The 21,485-nt window shown below is 63.9% G+C and carries 18 protein-coding genes; 12 read left to right on the top strand and 6 right to left on the bottom strand.

The window, feature by feature from the left end:
* Window positions 1-50: 50 nt before the first annotated feature.
* Window positions 51-1,439, top strand: a complete 1,389-nt coding sequence (locus JQ631_RS02335) for an MFS transporter (protein ID WP_212323644.1) — start codon at window positions 51-53, stop codon at window positions 1,437-1,439.
* Between the two features lie 4 nt (window positions 1,440-1,443).
* Here the strand turns inward: JQ631_RS02335 and JQ631_RS02330 are convergent, their stop codons facing one another.
* Entirely contained in the window at window positions 1,444-3,057 is a 1,614-nt protein-coding gene (locus JQ631_RS02330; protein ID WP_212323643.1) for a B12-binding domain-containing radical SAM protein, read from the bottom strand.
* 324 nt (window positions 3,058-3,381) lie between these two features.
* Here JQ631_RS02330 and JQ631_RS02325 point away from each other — a divergent pair, with 324 nt between their 5' ends.
* The 10 genes from JQ631_RS02325 to JQ631_RS02280 all read left to right on the top strand — a co-directional run bounded on the left by JQ631_RS02325 (window position 3,382) and on the right by JQ631_RS02280 (window position 12,518).
* Window positions 3,382-3,831 (top strand): (2Fe-2S)-binding protein, encoded by a 450-nt coding sequence (locus JQ631_RS02325; RefSeq protein WP_212323641.1) that lies wholly within the window; start codon window positions 3,382-3,384, stop codon window positions 3,829-3,831.
* Between the two features lie 12 nt (window positions 3,832-3,843).
* On the top strand, window positions 3,844-6,030 hold the full coding sequence (locus JQ631_RS02320; RefSeq protein ID WP_212323639.1) for a xanthine dehydrogenase family protein molybdopterin-binding subunit: 2,187 nt from the start codon (window positions 3,844-3,846) through the stop codon (window positions 6,028-6,030).
* A gap of 45 nt (window positions 6,031-6,075) precedes the next feature.
* Window positions 6,076-7,359, top strand: coding sequence for an NAD(P)/FAD-dependent oxidoreductase (locus JQ631_RS02315; RefSeq protein ID WP_212323637.1), 1,284 nt, complete (start codon window positions 6,076-6,078; stop codon window positions 7,357-7,359).
* Complete coding sequence (gene soxX / locus JQ631_RS02310; RefSeq protein ID WP_212323635.1) at window positions 7,352-7,801, top strand: sulfur oxidation c-type cytochrome SoxX; 450 nt, start codon at window positions 7,352-7,354, stop codon at window positions 7,799-7,801. Before JQ631_RS02315 ends, soxX begins: the two co-directional genes overlap by 8 nt.
* Window positions 7,802-7,809: 8 nt before the next feature.
* Window positions 7,810-8,268, top strand: a complete 459-nt coding sequence (locus tag JQ631_RS02305; RefSeq protein WP_212323633.1) for a SoxY-related AACIE arm protein — start codon at window positions 7,810-7,812, stop codon at window positions 8,266-8,268.
* Window positions 8,268-8,585 carry a thiosulfate oxidation carrier complex protein SoxZ gene (gene soxZ / locus JQ631_RS02300; RefSeq protein ID WP_212323631.1) on the top strand — a complete coding sequence of 106 codons (318 nt, stop codon included), beginning with the start codon at window positions 8,268-8,270 and terminating at the stop codon, window positions 8,583-8,585. Before JQ631_RS02305 ends, soxZ begins: the two co-directional genes overlap by 1 nt.
* A complete protein-coding gene (gene soxA, locus JQ631_RS02295) occupies window positions 8,582-9,361 on the top strand; it encodes a sulfur oxidation c-type cytochrome SoxA (RefSeq protein ID WP_212323630.1) in 780 nt (259 codons plus the stop codon). The genes soxZ and soxA overlap by 4 nt, the downstream gene beginning before the upstream one ends.
* A 75-nt stretch (window positions 9,362-9,436) precedes the next feature.
* A complete protein-coding gene (locus JQ631_RS02290) occupies window positions 9,437-10,762 on the top strand; it encodes an ABC transporter substrate-binding protein (protein WP_212323628.1) in 1,326 nt (441 codons plus the stop codon).
* The gene (locus JQ631_RS02285) at window positions 10,759-11,697 is read left to right on the top strand and encodes a carbohydrate ABC transporter permease (protein WP_212323625.1); all 939 of its coding nucleotides are present in this window, start codon (window positions 10,759-10,761) and stop codon (window positions 11,695-11,697) included. Before JQ631_RS02290 ends, JQ631_RS02285 begins: the two co-directional genes overlap by 4 nt.
* On the top strand, window positions 11,694-12,518 hold the full coding sequence (locus JQ631_RS02280) for a carbohydrate ABC transporter permease (RefSeq protein WP_212323623.1): 825 nt from the start codon (window positions 11,694-11,696) through the stop codon (window positions 12,516-12,518). The genes JQ631_RS02285 and JQ631_RS02280 overlap by 4 nt, the downstream gene beginning before the upstream one ends.
* Here the strand turns inward: JQ631_RS02280 and JQ631_RS02275 are convergent.
* Entirely contained in the window at window positions 12,505-13,221 is a 717-nt protein-coding gene (locus tag JQ631_RS02275) for a cysteine hydrolase family protein (protein ID WP_212323621.1), read from the bottom strand. The two genes, JQ631_RS02280 and JQ631_RS02275, sit on opposite strands and share 14 nt — an antisense overlap.
* 197 nt (window positions 13,222-13,418) lie before the next feature.
* Window positions 13,419-14,372 (bottom strand): hypothetical protein, encoded by a 954-nt coding sequence (locus tag JQ631_RS02270; protein WP_212323619.1) that lies wholly within the window; start codon window positions 14,370-14,372, stop codon window positions 13,419-13,421.
* Window positions 14,373-14,534: 162 nt separating this feature from the next.
* Here JQ631_RS02270 and JQ631_RS02265 point away from each other — a divergent pair, with 162 nt between their 5' ends.
* Complete coding sequence (locus JQ631_RS02265; RefSeq protein WP_212323617.1) at window positions 14,535-18,011, top strand: indolepyruvate ferredoxin oxidoreductase family protein; 3,477 nt, start codon at window positions 14,535-14,537, stop codon at window positions 18,009-18,011.
* Between the two features lie 121 nt (window positions 18,012-18,132).
* Here the strand turns inward: JQ631_RS02265 and JQ631_RS02260 are convergent, their stop codons facing one another.
* From JQ631_RS02260 to JQ631_RS02250, 3 genes are all read right to left on the bottom strand, one after another.
* The gene (locus tag JQ631_RS02260; protein WP_212323616.1) at window positions 18,133-19,860 is read right to left on the bottom strand and encodes an FAD-dependent oxidoreductase; all 1,728 of its coding nucleotides are present in this window, start codon (window positions 19,858-19,860) and stop codon (window positions 18,133-18,135) included.
* Window positions 19,861-19,918: 58 nt separating this feature from the next.
* The gene (locus JQ631_RS02255) at window positions 19,919-20,938 is read right to left on the bottom strand and encodes a S1C family serine protease (protein ID WP_212323614.1); all 1,020 of its coding nucleotides are present in this window, start codon (window positions 20,936-20,938) and stop codon (window positions 19,919-19,921) included.
* Between the two features lie 91 nt (window positions 20,939-21,029).
* Window positions 21,030-21,479: a hypothetical protein gene (locus JQ631_RS02250; RefSeq protein WP_212323612.1), complete on the bottom strand. Its 450-nt coding sequence runs from the start codon at window positions 21,477-21,479 to the stop codon at window positions 21,030-21,032.
* Window positions 21,480-21,485 lie beyond the last annotated feature (6 nt).

The following is a 21,485-nucleotide window of genomic DNA, read 5'->3' as shown; positions in this document are numbered from 1 at the left end:
TACATGCCGGAGATCATCGACGCCAGATCGCCGGAGCACAGCGCAAGGCAATGACAATCACGTTACCTGCCGCTGCGCGCGAGCCCGATCATGCCAAAGCCGACGGCCTGCCGGCGGAGCAGCGCCGCTGGGCGATTGCCGCGATCTTCACCGCACTGGCGATGGCCTCGCTCGACACCGCGATCGCCAACATCGCACTGCCCGCCATCGCCGCCGATCTGCATGTCAGCCCGGAGCAATCGGTCTGGGTGGTCAACGTCTACCAGATCGCGCTGGTGGCGACGCTGCTGCCGCTCGGCGCGCTGGGCGAGATCGTCGGGCACCAGCGCATCTATCTCGGCGGACTCGTGCTGTTCACGATCGCCTCATTGTTCTGCGCGGTCGCCTGGTCGCTCGACAGTCTGCTGGTCGCACGCACGCTGCAAGGCCTGGGCGCCAGCGGCATCATGAGCGTCAACACTGCGCTGGTGCGCTTCGTCTATCCCGGCCGGATGCAGGGCCGTGGCTTCGGCCACAACGCACTGGTGGTGGCCACCGCCTTTACGTTCGGGCCCTCGATCGCCTCCGCCATCCTCGCGGTCGGCCCCTGGCCGTGGCTGTTCGCCGTCAACATCCCGTTCGGCCTCGTGGCGATCGGCATCGGCCTTGCAATGCTGCCGAAGACGCCGCGCGCCGATCACGGCTTCGATTTTCTCGGCGCGCTTCTCGCGGCCATCTGCCTCGGCCTGTTCATCACCGGCATCGGCAGTGCCGCGCATAATCTGTCGCCTGTCATCGTGGCCGTCGAACTGGTCACGGCGCTCGTGCTCGGCATCACCCTGACACGGCGTCACGCCGACCACCCCGCGCCGATGCTGCCGATCGACTTGTTCAGCCGGCCGATGTTCGCGCTGTCGGCAGCGACCGCGGTCTGTTCCTTCGCCGTTCAGGGCCTCGCCTTCGTCTCGCTACCGTTCTACTTCGAGGACGTGCTCGGGCGCTCGCAGGTCGAGACCGGCTTCTTCATGACGCCGTGGCCACTGGTGGTCGGCATCATGGCGCCGATTGCCGGGCGCCTTTCCGATCGCCATCCGGTCGGCCTGCTGGGCGGCATCGGCCTCATCCTGCTCGGCCTCGGCATGGCTCTGCTCGCGCTACTCCCGGCGAACCCGAGCATCCCCGATATCGTCTGGCGGATCATGATCTGCGGCATGGGCTTCGGCTTTTTCCAGGCGCCGAACATGAAGGCGATCATGGGAAGCGCCCCGCCACACCGCGGCGGCAGCGCTTCCGGCATCGTCGCCACCGCACGCCTGATTGGACAGACAACCGGTGCGGCGCTTGCCGCGGCGTGTTTCGCCATGGCCGGTCACAACGGCGCGACCGTCGCACTGGCGTTGGGAACGGGCTTTGCCGCGCTCGGCAGCGTGATGAGCTTTTTGCGACTGGCGGTGAAGTAGGCCCTCAAGCCAGGTGGTGTGCCGCCGTCGCGTCGATAGCCGCGGGCATCACCGTCTCGTCGCCCAGCGCCGCGAGGCGCGCGTCGATGGCGTCGATGACCTTGCGCGAGAACGGCCCAAGATGGGCATAGGCCGCGATCATCTGCACGGCGATGCGTGCCGATGACGTGTCGCGCTTGGCGCAGTTCATGAAGGTCTGCCAGAGCGGGCGCCCGTCCGGAGTGGCAGACACCACGCGATGCACAGTCTCCATCGCCGCGACCCGCGAACGGATATCACCTTCGGCGAGTTCGTGGCGCTGTCGCGACCGGTCGAGCAGCGTCATCAACCTGTCGACACGACGGGCATAGGCGGCGGGGCTATAGACCCGCTCGAGCACCGTCTTGTAGTCGATGAGGATGTCGCGCAGCGGCCGAACCGGATCAAAATTGATGCCGCCGGTGCACTGGTCGCCGCCGGTCGTCGACGCCAAGTCGTGGTCGGCATGCAGGCGGCCTTCCTTTGCAAGGCGCCGCGTGAGCTGCGTGTTCGGCAGCGCGTAGAGCAGACCGACCATGGCGACCGGAATGGCGGCTTCCTCGATGAAGTCCACCATCGCATCCGCCATCGAGACCTTCTCGTTATCGAAGCCGACGATGAAGCCGGCAGTGACGAGCATGCCGGCGCCGTAGATCTTGTGGATGCTCTCGGCGATGTTGCGCCTTGTGTTCTGCTTCTTCCGCATCGCCACCAGCGTTGCGGGATCAGGACTTTCGATGCCGACGAAGATTGCGAAGAAATTCGCCGCCCCCATCAGGTCCAGCAATTCAGGATCGTCAGCCAGATTGACCGAGGCTTCCGTGGACAATTCGAAAGGATAGCCGTGCGCGCGCTGCCATTCGGCGAGCTGAGGCAGGAACTGGCGCAACGACTTCTTGTTGCCGATAAAGTTGTCGTCGACGAAGTCGAGGTGGCCGCGATAACCCATCTGATAGAGCCGCTCGAGCTCGACGAACATTTGCTCGGTCGTCTTGGTGCGCGGCACACGGCCGTAGAGCTCGATGATGTCGCAGAACTCGCAAGTGAACGGACAGCCGCGCGAGTATTGGACACCGAGATAGAGATAGTCCTCGAACTTGAGCAGGTCGAAGCGCGGCACCGGCGTTTTGGTGACGTCGGCCTGGAATTTCGGCGCGGTGAAGATGCCCGAGCGCGCGCCACTGTCCCAGGCCGCGATGAACTCCTCGATGACGCCTTCCGCCTCGCCGAGCACCTGAAAATCCGCGCTGGCGTAGATGTGCGGGCTCGAGGTCGGATCGGGACCGCCGACTACGACCGGCTTGCCTGCTGCGCGGCACTTGTCGATCAGAAGCAACGTATCGGCCTGCTGCGGCAGCATGCCGCCGGTGAAGACCACGTCGGCCCAGGCCAGATCTTCAGCCCCGAAAGGCTCCGTGTTGCAGTCGATCAACTTGACCGTCCAGCTCTCCGGCAACATAGCCGCAACGGTGATCAGGCCCAGCGGCGCGGCAGGGCGCCGCACACCCATCAGCTTGCAAGACTCGCCAAAACTCCAGAACGATTCCGCCGTGAACAACGGATAGAGCATCAGCACGTTGCAGGGGCTCGGTACCTTCATGGAACTCCCAAGGAAATCTTGAATGCTTTGACTCAGTGTAGCAAAGCATCATGGTCTTGCACCCCGGCAAAAGGGACAATCCGTCGCGGACCATCGGACACGGCGTCGCCGCAGGCCGCGCCACTGGCGTTCAGGGAGATGACGCGGTGCGAGCCCGGCCAGACATTCTCGGGGCCCGCCCAACACCGCGCCATCCATAATCTTCCCCGAGATGCGAGAATCTTCGATAGCTGCCCCTCAGACTCTTGATTTGAAAGGTTCCAGTTTGCCCGACACATTGCGCGCCTGAGTCCATCGGTGGATGGGCCAATCAGGGGACTTGCGATGGCAAATCTAACAATCAATGGAAAAACCTTCACGCTCGACGTCGAGCCGGATACGCCGCTGCTCTGGGCGATTCGCGAGAATGCCGGGCTGACCGGCACCAAATATGGCTGCGGCATTGCACAATGCGGCGCCTGTACCGTTCACATGGACGGTGTCGCCACCCGCTCCTGCGGAATCTCGGTCGCCGAAGCCGAGGGCAAAAAAATCACGACGATCGAGGGGCTGGCCTCAGGAAGCACACTGCACAAGGTGCAACAGGCCTGGATCGCCAAGGACGTCCCGCAATGCGGCTATTGCCAGAGCGGAATGATCATGGCCGTGGCGGCGCTGCTCACCGAAAAGCCGAAGCCGACCGATGCCGACATCGACGAGGCCATCACCAATATCTGCCGCTGCGGCACCTTCCAGCAGGTGCGCGAAGCGATCCACACGATCGCAAGCGCCTAAAGGAGCCCGCACATGAACAAGCACGTTTCCCCCAAGATGAACCGCCGCGCCTTCGTCATCGGCACCGCCGCTGTCGGCGCGGGCCTTGCCATCGGCCTCGATCTCCCCTTCGGCGGGCCGGCCGTGGTGCGCGCCGCCGATGGCTCGCCCGAAGTCAACGCCTGGGTTGTGGTCAGGCCCGACGACACCGTGGTGATCCGCATCGCCCGCTCCGAGATGGGCCAGGGCTCGCTGACCGGCCTCGCCCAGCTCGTCGCCGAGGAGCTGGAGTGCGACTGGACCAAGGTCACGACCGAATATCCGACACCCGGCCAGAGCGTCGCCCGCAAACGCGTCTGGGGCGATTTCTCGACCGGTGGCAGCCGCGGCATCCGCGGCTCGCAGGATTACGTCCGCAAGGGCGGCGCTACCGCGCGCATGATGCTGATCCAGGCCGCCGCCGATGAATGGAAAGTGCCGGCCTCCGAATGCACCGTCGCCAAGGGCGTCATTACCCACAAGGCATCGGGCAAGACCACGACTTACGGCAAGGTCGCCGAGGCCGCCGCGAAGCTGACACCGCCGACCGAGGTGAAGCTCAAGGATCCGAAGGACTGGACCATCGCAGGCAAAGGCCTGTTGCGGCTCGACACCGCCGACAAGACCACCGGCACGATGACCTACGGCATCGACGTCAAGCTGCCGGGCATGCTGAACGCCGCGATCAAGGACTGCCCGGTGTTCGGTGGCAAGGTGAAGAGTTTCGACGAGGCCAAAATTGCAGGCATGAAAGGCGTCAAGAAGGTCGTCAAGGTCGGCGATACTGCAGTCGCGGTCATTGCCGACACCTGGTGGCACGCCAAGACCGCGCTGGAAGCGCTGCCGATCGTCTGGGACGAGGGCGACAACGCCAAAGTCTCGAGCGAGACGATTGCGAAATGGCTGGCCGAAGGGCTCGACGACGGGCAGCCGGCCTATGTCGGCAACAAGAACGGCGACGTGAAGGCGGCGATTGCCGGCGCGGCCAAGAAGATCGAGGCCGTCTACAACTATCCCTACCAGAACCACGCCACGATGGAGCCGATGAATGCGACCGCGCTCTATACGGCGGACAAATGCGAGGTCTGGTGCGGTACCCAGAATGGCGAGGCGGCCTTCGCCGCGGTGCTGGAGGCTTCCGGCCTGCCTGCGGACAAGTGCGACGTGCACAAGGTGATGCCTGGCGGCGGCTTCGGCCGGCGCGGCCAGACCGACTATGTCCGTCAGGCCGTCATGATCGCCAAGCAGATGCCGGGCACACCGATCAAGCTGTTGTGGTCGCGCGAGGAGGACATGGCGCACGGTCGGTATCACCCGATCACCCAGTGCAAGATGACCGGCGCGTTCGATGCCAACAATAATCTGGTCGCGTTGCACTATCGCCTGTCCGGGCAGTCGATCCTGTTCTCGCTCCGCCCTGAAGCGCTGCAGAACGGCATGGATCCGGCGGCATTCCAGGGCGTCGCCCAATCCGGCGAGGCCGCGTTCGGCTACTCGGTACCGAACCTGCTGATCGAGCACTCGATGCGCAACCCGCACGTTCCGCCCGGCTTCTGGCGTGGCGTGAACGTCAATCACAACGCCATTTACATGGAATGCTTCATGGACGAGCTTGCCCATGCCGCAGGCCAGGACCCGCTCGAATTCCGCCGCAAGCTGATGAGCAATCACCCCAAGAATCTGGCGGTGCTCAATGCCGTGGCCGAGAAGATCGGCTGGACCACGCCGGCGCCGCGAGGCGTCTATCGCGGCATCGCGCAGGTGATGGGCTATGGCAGTTATGTCGCCGGAGCCGCCGAGATCTCTGTGACCGACGGCAGCAAGATCAAGGTGCATCGCATCGTCGCCTCCACCGATCCCGGCTACGTCGTCAATCCGGCGCAAGTGGAACGGCAGATCGCGGGCTCCTTCGTCTATGGCCTCTCCGCGCTGTTCTATGGTGGCTGCACCGTGAAGGATGGCAAGATCGAACAAACCAACTTCGACACCTACAACTCGATGCGCATCAACGAGATGCCGAAGGTGGAAGCGGTGATGGTTCCGAGCGGCGGATTCTGGGGCGGCGTCGGCGAACCCACCATCGGCGTTGCGGCGCCGGCGGTGCTCAACGCCTATTTCGCCGCGACCGGCAAGCGCATCCGCTCGGTGCCGTTGCGCGACCAGAATATCACTTTCGCTTAAAGAAACGCCGCGGCGGTCGTAACGGCCGCCGCGGCATTTGCCTGGATGACCTTGATGACCACGCGACCGATGACACGGCGAACTGCCGTGCTCGGCATCACCGCCGCGACCGCGACGTTGGCGCGGCCATCAGTCTTGCGCGCGCAATCGACTGGCCGCGTCGTCGTGGTCGGTGGCGGCTTCGGCGGAGCCGCCTGCGCCCGCGCGCTCAAGCACGCGCAGGGAGATTTGCAAGTCATCCTGATCGAACCCAATGCGGTCTTCACCTCCTGTCCCTTCAGCAACGAGGTGATCGCCGGCCTGCGCGAGATCGAAGCGCAGCAATTTAGCCATGACAAGCTCGTAGCCGAGGGCATCACCGTGATCGGCCAGACCGTGACCACCATCGCGCCACAGCAGCGCAGCGTCATGACCGCCGATGGTGTCGCACTGCCGTACGACCGTCTCGTGCTCTCACCCGGAATCGACTTCCACTTCGAGGCGCTGCCCGGCTATGACGATGCCGCATCCGAAAAGATGCCGCACGCCTGGAAGGCCGGCGCGCAGACGCTGCTGCTACGTAGACAGCTGGAGGCGATGGACGATGGCGGCACCGTCGCCATCGCGATCCCTGCCAATCCCTCGCGTTGCCCTCCCGCGCCCTACGAGCGCGCCAGCCTGATCGCGCATTATTTGAAGACAAGGAAGCCGCGTTCGAAAGTTCTGATCCTCGACGCCAAGGACAATTTCTCGCAGCAACGTTTGTTCGAGAAGGCGTGGAAGGAGCTCTACGGCGACATGATCGAGCGCATAGGCCTGTCGCAAGGCGGCCGGGTGACATCCGTGGATCCGTCGACCAGGACCATCGTCACCGAGTTCGGCAACTACACCCCTGATGTTGCCAATGTCATCCCGCCGCAGCGCGCCGGGCACATTGCCGCGATCGCCGGCGCAACTGACGCCACCGGCTGGTGCCCCATCGATCCCATCACCTTCGAGTCGAAACTCGTCAGGAACCTCCATGTCATCGGCGATGCCTGTCTCGGCGGCGGCATTCCGAAATCAGCATCGGCAGCGAGCGCGCAAGGCAAGGCTTGCGCCGCCGCCCTCGTCAATCTGCTAGCTGACCGCGCGCCGGAAGCGCCGCGCCTGACCGGCGTCTGCTACAACACCGTCGCGCCCGGCTACGGCTTTTCGCTCTCCGGCAATTACCAGCCCAAAGGCGACATCTTTGCCGAGGTCGAGGGCGGCGCGACAAGCCCGGTCGATGCACCGCGCGAACTGCGCGTCCACGAGGCGGCCGAGGCCGAGCGCTGGTTTCAAACCATCACGGCGGACACCTTTGGCTAGATCGATCGTCCACATCGCTGCGCTGATCACCGCTCTCGCACTGATCGCCAACGTACGCGCCGAGGGACTCGCGCCTTACGAGATCACCGGCGATGGCATCACGAAATCACTGACGGGTACCCTCGGTGATGCCGCGCGTGGCCGCGCGCTGGTGCTCGCACGCTCGACGACCTGTGTCCTCTGCCATTCAGGCCCTTTTCCGGAAACGCGGTTTCAGGGCGACCTCGCGCCTGATCTCTCCGGTGCGGGGAACCGCTGGACAACGAGCCAGTTGCGCCTTCGGCTGGTTGACGCCTCGCGCTTCAACCCGGACACCATCATGCCGCCCTATTATCGTATGGACGGTTTCGTCCGCGTCGGACGCAATTTCACGGGCAAGCCGATATTGTCCGCTGCGGAGATCGAGGACATCGTGGCCTATCTTGCAACGCTTCGGGACTAGGACTGGTCATGCCAACGACGCGACGAGAATTCCTGGGCTTGGCTGGCAGCGTTACGGTGTTTCCCATCGTTACACTGCGGCCAGTCGAAGCAACGCCGACGATGCTCAACGCCGCGATCCGCAACGTCGTTGGCGAAGCCGCCATTCGCACAGGCAAGGTCAAGCTCGACATTCCGCCACTGGTCGAGAACGGCAACACGGTGCCGATGACAGTGAGCGTCGCAAGCCCGATGACAGCGGACGATTACGTCAAGAGCATCCACGTCTTCAACGAGAAGAACCCGCAGCCGAACATCGGCAACTTTTATATGAATCCATCGTCCGGTCGCGCCCAGGTCTCGACGCGGATTCGGCTTGCCGACACCCAGAAGGTGGTCGCGATCGCCCGCCTCTCGGACGACTCGTTCTGGCAGGTCGCCGCCGACGTCGTGGTGACGCTGGCCGCTTGCACCGAGGAGATGAACTGATGGCCGCCCTCATCAACGTGCCCGCGAAGGCCAGGCGCGGCGACACCATCGAGATTCGCACCCTGACCTCGCACATCATGGAAACCGGCTTCCGCCACACCATGGATGGCGTGCTGGTGCCGCGCGATATCATCACGAGTTTCACCTGCCGTTACAACGGCACCGAGATCTTCCGCGCCGATCTGTTTCCGGCAATCGCGGCGAATCCTTATCTGTCCTTCTTTACGGTCGCCAAGGAGAGCGGCAAGTTCGAGTTCGAATGGATCGGCGACAACGGCTATTCGTCCACCGCATCGGCAACGATCACGGTCGAATGATTTTTTGGCGCGCCATAGTGCTGGCGGCGCTTGCCGCCACGGCGCCGGCCCTGCTCGCCGGTGAAATCCCGCCCGATGCGCGCCGCTCGGGCTATTCCTTCATGGGCCCTGACACCCGCGCCATGCAGGATGATGACACATCCAATCCGGGCATGCTTTTCGTGCTCGACGGCGAGGCGCTGTGGTCGAAAAAAGCGGGCAGCGCCGACAAGGCGTGCGCGGACTGCCATGGCGATGCCAGGAGCAGCATGAAGGGCGTCGCGGCGCGCTATCCGGCCTTCGACAAGGCGCTCGCGCGCCCTGTCACGCTCGACCAGCGCATCAACCTTTGCCGCGCCAATCACCAGCAGGCGAGCCCGCTGCCTTACGAGAGCCGCGACATCCTCGCACTGTCTGCCTTCGTTGCCCACCAATCGCGCGGCATCGCGATCACCGCAGGCGACGATCCACAGCTAAGACCTTTCGTCGAACAGGGCCGCAATCTCTTCATGCAGCGCGAGGGACAGCTCAACCTGTCCTGCACAAATTGCCATGACGACAACTTTGAGAAGCGCCTTGCGGGCTCGCCGATCACGCAAGCGCAGCCGACCGGCTATCCACTTTATCGGCTGGAATGGCAGACGCTGGGATCGCTGGAGCGGCGCTTGCGCAGTTGCATGACTGGCGTGCGTGCCCAAGCTTATGAGTATGGCGCGCCCGAAATGGTCGCGCTCGAGCTCTATCTGATGGCGCGGGCCCGCGGAATGCCAATGGAAACGCCGGCGGTGCGACCGTAACGCCCAAATTAGGGCTAGGCAGGCGTGGAACGGTCGCTAGTATCCCCCCAAATTGAGTCACAGGGAGGAATTAAAGTGGCCAACCACAAAATCTCGCGCCGTACGCTTTTGACCGGCACTGCCGCAGCTGGCGCGCTCAGCCTGACCGGATTGCCGGCGCGCGCCGAGGTGAACTGGAAGAAATATGCCGGGACCAAGCTGGAGGTGATCCTCGCCAAGGGACCGCGCGGCGACAATTTGCAGAAATACGTCAAGGAATTCACCGACCTCACCGGCATCCAGGTCGAATCCGAGCAAATTCCCGAGCAGCAGCAGCGCCAGAAGTGCGTTATCGAGCTCACCTCGGGCCGGCCGAGCTTCGACGTTGTCCATCTCAGCTATCACGTGCAGAAGCGGCAGTTCGAGAAGGCCGGCTGGCTCGCCGACCTCACGCCCTACATGAAGGATCCGACGCTGACCGCGCCTGATCTCGTCGACAGCGATTTTTCGGCCGCCGGCCTGCAATACGCCAAGAACGACAAGGGCCAGATGCTGTCGCTGCCCTGGTCGGTTGATTATTTCATCCTGTACTACAACAAGGAGCTGTTCCAGAAAAAGGGCGTCGCCGTCCCCAAGACCCTCGACGAGATGGTTGCGGCTGCGGAAAAGCTCACCGACACCAAGGAAGGCACCTTCGGCTTCGTCGGGCGCGGCTTGCGCAACGCCAACATGACGTTGTGGACCAACTTCTTCCTCGACTACGGTGGCGAATTCCTCGATGCAAAGGGCAACATCCTGACCGATGGTCCCGAAGCGATCGCCGCGACAAAGCTCTATCAAACGCTGCTGACGAAGGTGGCCCCACCCGGCGTCGCCGGCTTCAACTGGATGGAGTCGATGGCCTCGTTCACGCAAGGCAAATCGGCGATGTGGATCGACGGCGTCGGCTGGGCGCCGCCGCTGGAGGATCCGGCTGCCTCGCGCGTCGTCGGCAAGGTTGGCTACACCGTCGTTCCTGCCGGTCCGAAGGGACAATATTCGGCGACTTATGGCGACGGTATCGGCGTCGCCGCTGCGAGCAAGAACAAGGAAGCCGCTTACCTGCTGTGCCAGTGGGTGGTTTCAAAGACGCAAGGCGCCCGACTGTTGCAGGCCGGCGGCGGCGTGCCGTTCCGCAACTCGATCCTGAACGATGCTGAAGTCCAGAAAGGCGTGAAGATGCCCAAGGAGTGGCTGCAGTCGGTCATTGACTCCGCCAAGATCAGCAAGCTCGGCCTGCCGGTGATCATCCCGGTCGCCGAATTCCGCGATCTCGTCGGCGCCGCTATCACATCGACCCTGGCCGGCTCCGATCCCGCGGCGGAGCTGAAGAAGGCGCACGACCAGTTCCGGCCGATTCTGGAGCGTAGCGAAAAGGCGTGAGTGCGTTGACACAATCGACTCCGCGCGCGGCACAGTCTGATGCCGCGCCGGAGAAGGAGTTGCGGCCGCCATCCTATTGGCCGTTCGTGGTGCCGGCGCTGGTCGTCGTGCTCGCGATCATTATCTTCCCGTGGGTGTTCACGATCTGGATGAGCCTGAACGAGTGGAAGGTCGGCTCGCCGACCGCCTTCGTCGGATTCGCCAACTATTTGCGCCTGACCAGCGATCCTCGCTTCATGGAAGCGGTCGGGCATACGCTGATCTACACCGTACTGTCCGTGGTGCTGCCGCTCGTGTTCGGCACGTTCGCGGCCGTGGTGTTTCACCAGAAATTTGCCGGACGCGGCTTTCTGCGTGGCATCTTCATCATGCCGATGATGGCGACGCCTGTGGCGATCGCGCTGGTCTGGACCATGATGTTTCACCCGCAGCTCGGCGTGCTCAACTATTTGCTGTCGCTCGTCGGAATCCCCCCGCAGCTCTGGGTGTTTCATCCGGCAACCGTTATTCCCTCGTTGGTGATGGTCGAGACCTGGCAATGGACGCCATTGGTCATGCTGATCGTGCTGGGTGGCCTCGCCGCGATTCCGACCGAGCCCTACGAGAGCGCACAGATCGATGGCGCCAGTCTCTGGCAGGTGTTTCGCTTCATCACCCTGCCGCTGATCATGCCGTTCCTGTTCATCGCCGGCATGATCCGCATGATCGATGCGGTGAAGAGCTTTGACGTCATCTTCGCGATTACGCAGGGCGGCCCCGGCTCGGCGTCGGAGACGATCAACATCTATCTCTACAGCGTCGCTTTCGTTTATTACGATCTCGGCTACGGCTCGGCGATCGCAGTGGTGTTCTTCCTGCTGATCATCCTGCTCGCGGCGGTCATGCTTTACGCTCGCCAGCGCATGCTGTGGACAGAAATCGCGAGCGACGCATGACCCCGAAGCAAATCCTCGGCAAGATCGGCCTGTGGTTCTCGGTGCTCGTCATCGTGTCGCCGGCCATCCTGTTCTTCCTCTGGATGCTGTCGCTCTCGCTCAAATTCGAGGTCGACAATGCCTCCTATCCGCCAGTGTTCATCCCGGAGCATTTCGCCTGGAAGAACTATGCCGACGTGCTCGCCTCCAACCGCTTCGTCACCTATTTCTTCAACAGCCTGATCGTGACAGGCGGCGCGACGGCGCTCGCGCTGATCGTCGGTGTCCCCGCCGGCTACGGCATCGCGCGCATGGCCGCGCACAAATCCGCGATCGTGATCCTGATCGCCCGCATCACGCCCGGCCTGTCCTATCTGATCCCGCTGTTCCTGCTGTTCCAGTGGCTCGGCCTGCTCGGCACGCTGGTCCCGCAGATCATCATCCATCTCGTGGTGACGGTGCCGATCGTGATCTGGATCATGATCGGCTATTTCGAGACGACGCCGATGGAGTTGGAAGAGGCCGCGCTGATCGACGGTGCGGACCGCTGGCAGGTATTCCGCCACGTCGCGTTGCCGATCGCCAAGCCCGGCATCGCGGTCGCTTTCATTCTCGCGGTGATCTTTTCCTGGAACAATTTTGTGTTCGGTATCGTGCTGGCAGGACGGGAGACGCGCACCCTGCCCGTCGCCGTCTACAACATGATCTCGTTCGACCAGTTGAGCTGGGGCCCGCTCGCCGCTGCCGCGCTGATTGTCACCCTTCCGGTATTGCTGCTGACGGTGTTCGCGCAGAGGCAGATCGTCGCCGGGCTCACGGCGGGAGCCGTCAAGGGTGGGTAGTCACGTCCCGTCTTGCGGTCTTCATCGCCTCGAGGACTGCGGCCGAGTCCGCGACCCAGCCGAAGATGCCGCCCTGGGCCTTGATCATCTTCAGGCCCATCTCGTGAAATTCGGGGAAGTAGGATGCGCAGCCATCCGAGATGACGACGCAGCGATAGCCGCGATCGTTGGCCTCGCGCACGGTGGTGTTGACGCACACTTCGGTCGTGACGCCGCACACCAGCAGATTCGCGATGCCGTGTTTCTCCAGCACGTCGGTGAGCACGGTGGCGTAGAACGCACCCTTGCCCGGTTTGTCGATCACCACCTCGCTGTCGAGCGGATAAAGCTCGGGAATGATATCGTGGCCCGCCTCGCCGCGAATGAGAATGCGTCCCATCGGGCCAGGATCGCCGATGCGAAGGCTCGGTGCGCCGCGTTCGACCTTCGCAGGAGGCGCATCGGAGAGATCGGGCAGATGGCCCTCACGGGTGTGGACGACGAGCATGCCGGTATCGCGCGCGGCCTTCAGCACCGCACCGATCGGCTTCACCGCGTGCGCGAGCTGACTGACATCATTGCCGAGGGTCTCGCCAAAGCCGCCGGGCTCCATGAAGTCGCGCTGCATGTCGATGATCACGAGCGCGGTCGCCGACCAGTTGAGCTTGATCGGCCCGGGCTCGGCGCTGATGACACCCTGTCTCGGCTTGGTTGAGTTCGACATGACACAGGCCCCCGCGAGACATCCCTTTGCCAGAAGTTCTGCAAGCGCCGTGCCATTGTGTACAATTGCGAAGCGTACGCGCCGCAACGGGAATCGTCGCGTAATCAGAAGGTTACGCCAGAGGTCGACGTCTGCTTATTCCCTTGCGACGGCTTTACAACGTGCATTTGCTTAAAGGATGAGCGGCGAAGTTACAGCTACCGTGCAGCCCCATATAGCTGCCGATGCTCATTCTCATAAGGCGCGTAGGAATCCTTGAGTGTCGCCATGTTGAGCAGCATCGTCGCGACCATCGCGCCCGCCTTGTCGAACACGCGCGTCTTCGCCCACGCGCTTTCCGTACGACGGCTGCCGGACAGAGCGACGACCTCGCGCTCGACCTCATACTCCTCGCCAACGAAGAGCGGTCCCTTCACCAGGCGGATTTCCTGATCAGCGAACAGGCCGACGGCCGGCCCCCTGGCCGGCAGCGGAGCGTCCTTCCATCGGTACTGGAACAGCACGCTGAGCATCTCCATCGGGATGATGGCCCGTCCCCAGGGATTGTCCTCGCCGGAATAGTACGTCGAGTTCTCGGTGATCACTGCGAGCTTCTGCCGCAGCGAGAACGGATAGAGGTCGCCCATGTTCTGGTCGATCGCCATCCGCACCGTCTGCCGCTTGCTGGTCTGCCCTACCTTCACGTCGCGCAGGATCACGGGATCTGCCAGCGGCTTCAGTTCGCCGAGGCGCGTCTCCAGCGCGGTCGCGGCTTGCGTATCGCCGACCGAGGCCGTCCCGCGTAGCACCTCGGTACCGTCACGCTTCACCATCTGGATCTGGCACTGGCTCGTCCCCGGCAGCGGCTTCGACAGGATCGCCTGCACCTCCTCGCCCTCGTAGCAGACGCTGCGATAATGCGCGGAGAGACAGCCGCTTTCGAACCACGCCTGCCCCCAGTGGCGCGCACCAAGCGGCGCGAACTGGCTGAAATGCGTCGGCCCCTCGATGGTACCGCCCTTGAAGCCGAGCTTCTGCGCGGTGGCATCGTCGTGGATGGAGGCGTGCGCGTCGTAAACCTGCGCATGCAGCATCTGGCGCGGCTGGCGCCATGGCCCGATCAGGACCTCGGCCGTCTCGGTGATCTCGGTGTCGAATGCGTTGGCAGCCATGATGTTCTCCACAAGCAGCCATGACTAGCAGGAGCGCCACGGATGCGGCTAGCCGTATTGACTTCGCAGGCCCATGCCCTTGACTGTCACAATTCGCGACGCGCAGCCGCAAATCCTTCCCGCAGCGCAAACCCCGCCGAGTAAAAGACGAGGACTTCCGAAATGACGCTGTTGCAGGTCGAGCTGGACGACAAATACCGGCTCGAATCGAAGCGGATCTTCCTGTCCGGCACCCAGGCCCTGGTCCGCTTGCCCATGTTGCAGCGCGAGCGCGACCGGCTCCAGGGACTCAACACCGGCGGCTTCATCTCCGGTTATCGCGGTTCCCCGCTCGGCATGTACGACCACGCGCTGTGGCGTGCGAAGTCGCACCTCCAGGAGCACGACATAGCCTTCGTCCCTGGCCTGAACGAGGACCTCGCGGCAACCGCCGTCTGGGGCAGTCAGCAGGTCGGCCTTTTTCCGGGCGCCAAGGTCGATGGCGTGTTCGGCATCTGGTACGGCAAGGGACCCGGCGTCGACCGTTCGGTCGATGCGCTCAAACACGCGAATGCGGCCGGCACTTCGCTCAACGGCGGTGTGCTCGCGCTCGCCGGTGACGACCATGGTTGCCAATCCTCGACGCTGGCGCATCAGAGCGAGCAGGTGTTCGCGGCGGCGCTGATCCCCGTGATCAATCCGGCAACGCTGCAGGATTATCTCGATCTCGGTCTCTACGGCTTTGCGCTGTCGCGCTTCTCCGGCTGCTGGGTCGGCTTCAAGGCGATCAGCGAGACGGTCGAGAGCTCGGCTTCGATCGACAGCGACCCAGAGCGTATCAAGATCGTCCTCCCCGATGATTTCGAGATGCCGCCCGGCGGCCTCAACATCCGCTGGCCCGATCCGCCTCTGGACGCCGAGCGGCGCCTGTTCGGCCCGAAGATGGCAGCGGTGCAGGCCTTCGCCCGCGCCAACCAGCTCGACCGCATCGTGCTCGATTCAAAACCGGCCCGGCTCGGCATCGTCGCCACCGGCAAGGCCTATCTCGATTTGCGCCAGGCGCTGGCCGACCTCGGCATTACCGACAAGGACGCGCAAGACCTGGGCCTGCGCATCTACAAGGTCGCGCTGACCTGGCCGCTGGAGGAAAGCGGTGCGAAGCGCTTCGCTGAAGGCCTTCAGGACGTGCTCGTGGTCGAGGAGAAGCGCGGCTTCATCGAAGATCAGCTGATGCGCATCCTCTACAATATCGACGCGTCCCGGCGCCCGACGGTCACGGGCAAGCGCGACGAGAGCGGCGCGCCGCTGCTACCGAGCGAGGGCGAGCTGACGCCGACTATCGTCGCGGGCGCGCTGGTGGCGCGGCTGCGCAAGCTCGGGCATCACAGCCCGGTGCTGGAGCAGCGCCTCGCGCGGCTCGAGGCCTTCGACAATCCCGTCACCGCCACCACGCAGATCAAGCTCGCGCGCACGCCGTTCTTCTGCTCGGGCTGTCCGCATAATTCCTCGACGCGCGTGCCCGAAGGCAGCCGCGCCATGGCCGGCATTGGCTGCCACGGCATGGCCCTGAGCATGCCGACGCGCCGCACCGACCTGATCTCGCATATGGGAGCCGAGGGCGTGAACTGGATCGGCCAGTCGCCTTTCACCACCGAACAGCACATCTTTCAGAATCTTGGCGACGGCACCTACACGCATTCGGGTCTGCTCGCCCTCCGCGCCGCTTCCGCCGCGGGCATCAACATCACCTACAAAATCCTCTACAATGATGCTGTCGCGATGACCGGCGGGCAGCCGGCTGAAGGCGCCTTTAACGTCGCGCAGATCGCGCATCAGGTCTGGGCCGAGGGCGTCAAGCGGCTCGCGATCGTCTCGGACGATCCTACCAAATACCCTGAAGGCAATTACTTCCCGCAAGGTGCGACCATTCACCACCGCCGCGAGCTCGATGCGGTGCAGCGCGAACTGCGCGACATCAAGGGCCTCACGGTCCTGATCTACGACCAGACCTGCGCTGCCGAAAAGCGCCGCCGCCGCAAGCGCGGACTGTATCCCGATCCGGCCAAGCGCGCCTTCATCAACGAACTCGTCTGCGAAGGCTGCGGCGATTGCTCGCAGGCCTCCAACTGCGTCTCGGTGCAGCCGCTGGAGACCGAGTTCGGCCGCAAGCGCCAGATCGACCAGTCCAACTGCAACAAGGACTTTTCCTGCGTCGAAGGATTCTGCCCGAGCTTTGTCACCGTGCATGGCGGTTCGCTGAAACGGATGAAAACCTCGGCGGTCGACTCCGGCCAGCTGTTCGCCGATTTGCCGCTGCCGCCCACGCGTGAGCTTGATGGACCCTACAACATCCTCGTCACCGGCATCGGCGGCACCGGCGTCATCACGATCGGCGCCCTGCTCGGCATGGCCGCCCATGTCGATGGCCGCGGCTGCTCGGCGTTGGACTTCACAGGCCTGTCGCAGAAGAACGGCGCCGTGATGAGCCATGTCCGCATCGCTCCGAAGCCGGAGGACATCTCGGCGGTCCGCATCACCACTGGCGGAGCCAACGTCATCCTCGGCTGCGACATGATCGTATCGGCCGGCCCAACCGCGCTAAGCCGCGCCGAGCGCGGCGTGACCAAGGCCTTTATCAACGCCGACCTGCAGCCGACCGCGAGCTTCGTGCAAAATCCCGATATCGATTTCGAGATGGGCACGATGCAGACCGTGTTGCGCGACGCTGTCGGCGACAAGAACCTCGACATCATCGATGCCACCGGCATTGCCGCGGCGTTGATGGGCGACAGCATCGCGACCAATCCCTTCATGCTCGGCTTCGCCTTCCAGAAGGGCGCAATTCCGCTGTCGCTGGAGGCGCTGCTGCGTGCCATCGAGATCAACGGCGCCGCGATCGAGATGAACAAGCTCGCCTTCACCTGGGGCCGCCTCGCCGCCCACGACATGTCGCGCGTGCGCAGCGTGTTGCAGTTCAAGAGCCGCGCATCCGCGCCGACCAAGTCACTCGACGACATCGTCGCGACGCGCGCGGAGTTCCTGACCGGCTATCAGGACAAGGCCTACGCTGACCGCTATATCGCCGCCGTTGCCAAGGTGCGCAAAGCCGAGAATTCCGCCTCACCCGCGTCCACGGAGCTGACTGAGGCGGTCGCGAAAAACCTGTTCAAGCTGATGTCGTACAAGGACGAGTACGAGGTCGCGCGGCTCTACACCGATGGCAGCTTTGCCAAGAAGGTGTCGGAGAAGTTCGACGGCGATTTCACGCTGAAGTACCATCTCGCTCCGCCGATCTTCGCAAAGCGCGACAAAACGACAGGGCGGCTTCAGAAGCAGGAATTTGGCGGCTGGATGCTTCACGCCTTCCGCGTGCTGGCGAAGCTGAAATTCTTGCGCGGGGGCGCGCTCGATCCGTTCGGCCGCACCGGGGAACGCCGGATGGAACGGAAGTTGGTTGAGGATTATCTGGCGATGATCGATCAGCGGATGGCCGGGCTGAAGGCGGAGCAGATCCCGCTGCTGGCACGGCTTGCGCGCGTGCCCGAGACGATCCGCGGTTTCGGCCACGTCAAGGAAGCTAATATCAAGCTGGCGACCGCCGAAAAAGCGCGGCTGGAGGCAGAGCTGGAGAACAGCCGGTTCGCAGCGGCTGCTGAGTAGCGGTTTAAAGCGCGCGCTCTCTCCACGCCGTCATTGCGAGGGGCGCAGCGACGAAGCAATCCAGCTTTTTCTGGATTGCTTCGCTGCGCTCGCAATGACGTGGATATAGCGGAGCCGACAGTCAGGCAGAGGCGTCTCTAGCGCTCGTCGTGCTCACCGTCGCGCCCTCCGCCAGATGCCTCCCCGCGACGTACCCGAACGTCAGCGCCGGCCCGAGCGCGATGCCGGGCCCCGGACAATTCCCGTTCATGATCGAGCCCATGTCATTGCCGCAGGCATAGAGCCCCGCGATCGGCGTTCCATCCTCGCGCAGCACACGCGCCTGAGCATCGACCTTCACCCCGATCGCGGTGCCGAGATCAGCCGGGTAGATCCGCATCGCAAAGAACGGCGCATGAAGGATCGGCGCGACGCACGGGTTGGGCTTGTGGCTGATATCACCGAGGTGCCGCTGGTAGATCGTACTGCCGCGGCCGAATTCGGGATCGCGGCCCTCCTTCGCATCGGAATTGTAGCTGGCGATCGTCGCCGTGAGCGCAGATGGCTTGAAACCGATTTTCGTCGCGAGCTGCGCGATGTCGGGCGCCTCGATCAACTCGCCGCTCGCCACATGGCGTCGCACGTTGCGCGTGGATGGCTTGATGCGACCCAGCCCATATTTCCACAGGAACGAGCGATCACAAACCAGATAAAACGGCCGGTCCGGCTCACCATTGCCATCACGCAGCATGGCGAGCACGAACTCGTGGTAGGACAGCGCTTCATTGACGAAACGCATGCCTGCTGCGTTGACAGCGATGACGCCGGGCTTGGCGCGATCAGTTACCGTATGCGGAAACACACCGCGACTGCCATCGGCGCGCCGGAAGACCGACGCCGGCACCCAGTAGGCCGGGCTCGTCACGCCCGTGTTGAGTGCAGCACCGCTTGCGGTCGCAAGACGAAGACCATCTCCTGTGCCGGACATATTCGTTGCTGAGACAAATCCAGCTGCGGCCGGGAAAAAACGTTTGCGCAAAGCAGCATCATGCGAAAAGCCCCCGGTCGCGACCACCACGCCGCGGCGCGCGGCAATCGAACGATCGCGGGAGCCATGCCGTATGACCACGCCAACGACGCGATCGCCCTGCATCGACAGATCTTCGACGTCAGCGCTGAAGAGGATCTCGACCCGCCGCGCCAACAGTGAAGCATAAAGCCGCGCCGCGAGCGCATTTCCAAGATGCAGCGTCGTACCACGCGGGCTGCGCAGGCGCTGCAAGGCATACTCGCAAACGAGCCGCGCCGCACGCAAGGTCGAGCGCAATGATTTTCCGATGCGGCGCAGATGCGGGATGTCGAGCCGGCTGACCATCATCCCGCCAAACAGCGTGAACTCTGGCAACGGCGGGCGCAGTCGCGCGAAATGGGCGCCCAATCGCGTGCCCTCGAACGAAACAGACTCCAGCACGCGTCCGCCCGATGTCGCGCCCAGCCGCTCCGGATAATAGTCCGGACAGGCCTTCACCGCTTGCAGGCGCACTTCGGTGTTGGCTTCGAGATAAGCCACCATCTCCGGCCCGCGCGCGAGAAATGCCGCGCGCAATCCCGCATTGGCGGGCTCAGGCACCGTGCTCGACAGATATTGGACAGCGTCCGTGATGCTGTCGGAGAGCCCCGCCTCCGTCATTTTGGCATTGGCGGGGATCCAGACCAGGCCGTCGGACCAGGCGGTGGTGCCGCCGACGAAGGCAGTCTTCTCGATCACCAGCACGCGCAGCCCTTCGGCAGCAGCGACTGCCGCTGCCGTCATGCCGCCGGCACCGGCGCCGATGACAATGACGTCGTAGCTCTCATGCGCCGGCATCATGCGGCAAGGGTCCGGAAGCGAGGCATGACACCGTCATACCTCGCCCGCCGTCCCGCAGCTAGCGCTGCGGCTTGCGCTCGATCGGATCGATATCGAACGCCCTCAGCTGGCCACGCCGCAGCAAGTCCATGGCGAGCCGCCGCCCGATCCGGTCGCGATCGAGCACGCGGATGAGATCGTCGACGCCGTTGATGTCGACGCCGTCGAGCTTGATGACGACGTCACCGGGCAGCAGACCCGCCTTCGCCGCCGGGCCGTCCTGCTCGATCTGCATCAGCAGCGCACCCATCTTGTTCTCGACCCCGGCCAGTACCGCATGCCGCCGCGGCACCGGGGCGGTCTGCCCGGCGACGCCGATAAAGGCGCGGCGGACGTAGCCGTGGCGGATGATCTCCGACAGCACGAATTGCGCGGTGTTGCTGGCAACCGCGAAGCAGATGCCCTGCGCGCCGTTGATGATGGCGGTGTTGATGCCGATCACCTGCGCGTTCGACGACACAAGGGGCCCGCCGGAATTGCCGGGATTGAGCGCGGCATCGGTCTGGATCACGTCCTCGATGATGCGCCCGCTCACTGAGCGGATCGAGCGCCCCAGCGCGGACACCACGCCGGCGGTGACGGTTGATTCAAAGCCGAGCGGATTGCCGATCGCGATCACGAGCTGGCCGCGCCGTAAGGTCTTGGAGTTGCCGAGCGCTGCGTAAGGCAAATCGCGCACGCCATTGGCGCGCAGCAGCGCAAGATCGGTGTCGGGATCGACACCGAGCACCCGGGCATCGCCGAAATTACCCTCGACGTCCCGCAGCCGGATCTCCTTGGACGAGCCAACCACATGGCTGTTGGTGAGGACGAGGCCATCAGGCGAGATCACGATGCCCGAACCGAGCCCGCCGCGCTCGCGGCCGTTCGGCACCTTTGGCCCGGTCTCGACGCGCACGACGGCCGGGCCGACACGGTCGGTCACGTCGATCACGGCCGTCGAATAGGCGTCCAGCAGGGCCCGGTCATCGACCGGGGCAGAATCCGTCGTTCGCGATGACGGTGCGTCATCGACGATATCAGAAGTGAAATCCAGCATGGCAAAAGTCCTTGAGGCTCACACAGATGGTGGCCTGTTCCGTCGGGCGCAAGGTGCCCGCCCGGAGCGCACGGCTGGACTGCCAAGGTGGCTAGGTCGCCCGCCGCAACGTACCGGACCTGGCCTTGACCGGATCGAGCAGCGACCAGTCGCCATCAGGGAGCACATGGCCCTTAGGGAACGGCGCGCGCAGCTCGAGTCCGAGCGAGTGCAGCACGCGGTCATCACGGTAGTAGCATTGCAGGACGACGCGGGTGAGCGTTGCGGCGGCTGCGCCACCACTCCTGCGAAACTCCTGCGCCACCGCATCGCGCTTCGCGACACCGAGCTCTGCGAGCGGCTGGCCCGCCAGCCGCGCCAGATGATCCAGCGCTGCCGCCACCATTTTGGTGTCTCGGCCGAGCGTCGCCAGCATGTCTGCCTGGATCGCGGCGTCGTCGGCGCCGGGCACCTTGTACTCGTCGCTGGCGGGAACGATCATTGCGGCGACGGTGCGGAGGTCGTCGCGCTGGGCGCGCGTGAGTTGATTGTCTGTGGTCATGACGGC

Origin of the sequence: Bradyrhizobium manausense (assembly GCF_018131105.1) — a bacterium.
Taxonomy (GTDB): Bacteria; Pseudomonadota; Alphaproteobacteria; order Rhizobiales; family Xanthobacteraceae; genus Bradyrhizobium; species Bradyrhizobium manausense_B.
This window is presented reverse-complemented; position numbering and strand designations above follow the sequence as displayed.

Coding starts and splice junctions, on each gene's coding strand:
- JQ631_RS02325 (WP_212323641.1), top strand. CDS start 3,382: ATGGCAAATCTAACAATCAATGGAAAAACCTTCACGCTCGACGTCGAG.
- soxA (WP_212323630.1), top strand. CDS start 8,582: ATGATTTTTTGGCGCGCCATAGTGCTGGCGGCGCTTGCCGCCACGGCG.
- JQ631_RS02270 (WP_212323619.1), bottom strand. CDS start 14,372: ATGGCTGCCAACGCATTCGACACCGAGATCACCGAGACGGCCGAGGTC.
- soxZ (WP_212323631.1), top strand. CDS start 8,268: ATGGCCGCCCTCATCAACGTGCCCGCGAAGGCCAGGCGCGGCGACACC.
- JQ631_RS02250 (WP_212323612.1), bottom strand. CDS start 21,479: ATGACCACAGACAATCAACTCACGCGCGCCCAGCGCGACGACCTCCGC.
- JQ631_RS02275 (WP_212323621.1), bottom strand. CDS start 13,221: ATGTCGAACTCAACCAAGCCGAGACAGGGTGTCATCAGCGCCGAGCCC.
- JQ631_RS02305 (WP_212323633.1), top strand. CDS start 7,810: ATGCCAACGACGCGACGAGAATTCCTGGGCTTGGCTGGCAGCGTTACG.
- JQ631_RS02330 (WP_212323643.1), bottom strand. CDS start 3,057: ATGAAGGTACCGAGCCCCTGCAACGTGCTGATGCTCTATCCGTTGTTC.
- JQ631_RS02280 (WP_212323623.1), top strand. CDS start 11,694: ATGACCCCGAAGCAAATCCTCGGCAAGATCGGCCTGTGGTTCTCGGTG.
- JQ631_RS02335 (WP_212323644.1), top strand. CDS start 51: ATGACAATCACGTTACCTGCCGCTGCGCGCGAGCCCGATCATGCCAAA.
- JQ631_RS02265 (WP_212323617.1), top strand. CDS start 14,535: ATGACGCTGTTGCAGGTCGAGCTGGACGACAAATACCGGCTCGAATCG.
- JQ631_RS02255 (WP_212323614.1), bottom strand. CDS start 20,938: ATGCTGGATTTCACTTCTGATATCGTCGATGACGCACCGTCATCGCGA.
- JQ631_RS02320 (WP_212323639.1), top strand. CDS start 3,844: ATGAACAAGCACGTTTCCCCCAAGATGAACCGCCGCGCCTTCGTCATC.
- JQ631_RS02260 (WP_212323616.1), bottom strand. CDS start 19,860: ATGATGCCGGCGCATGAGAGCTACGACGTCATTGTCATCGGCGCCGGT.
- JQ631_RS02315 (WP_212323637.1), top strand. CDS start 6,076: ATGACCTTGATGACCACGCGACCGATGACACGGCGAACTGCCGTGCTC.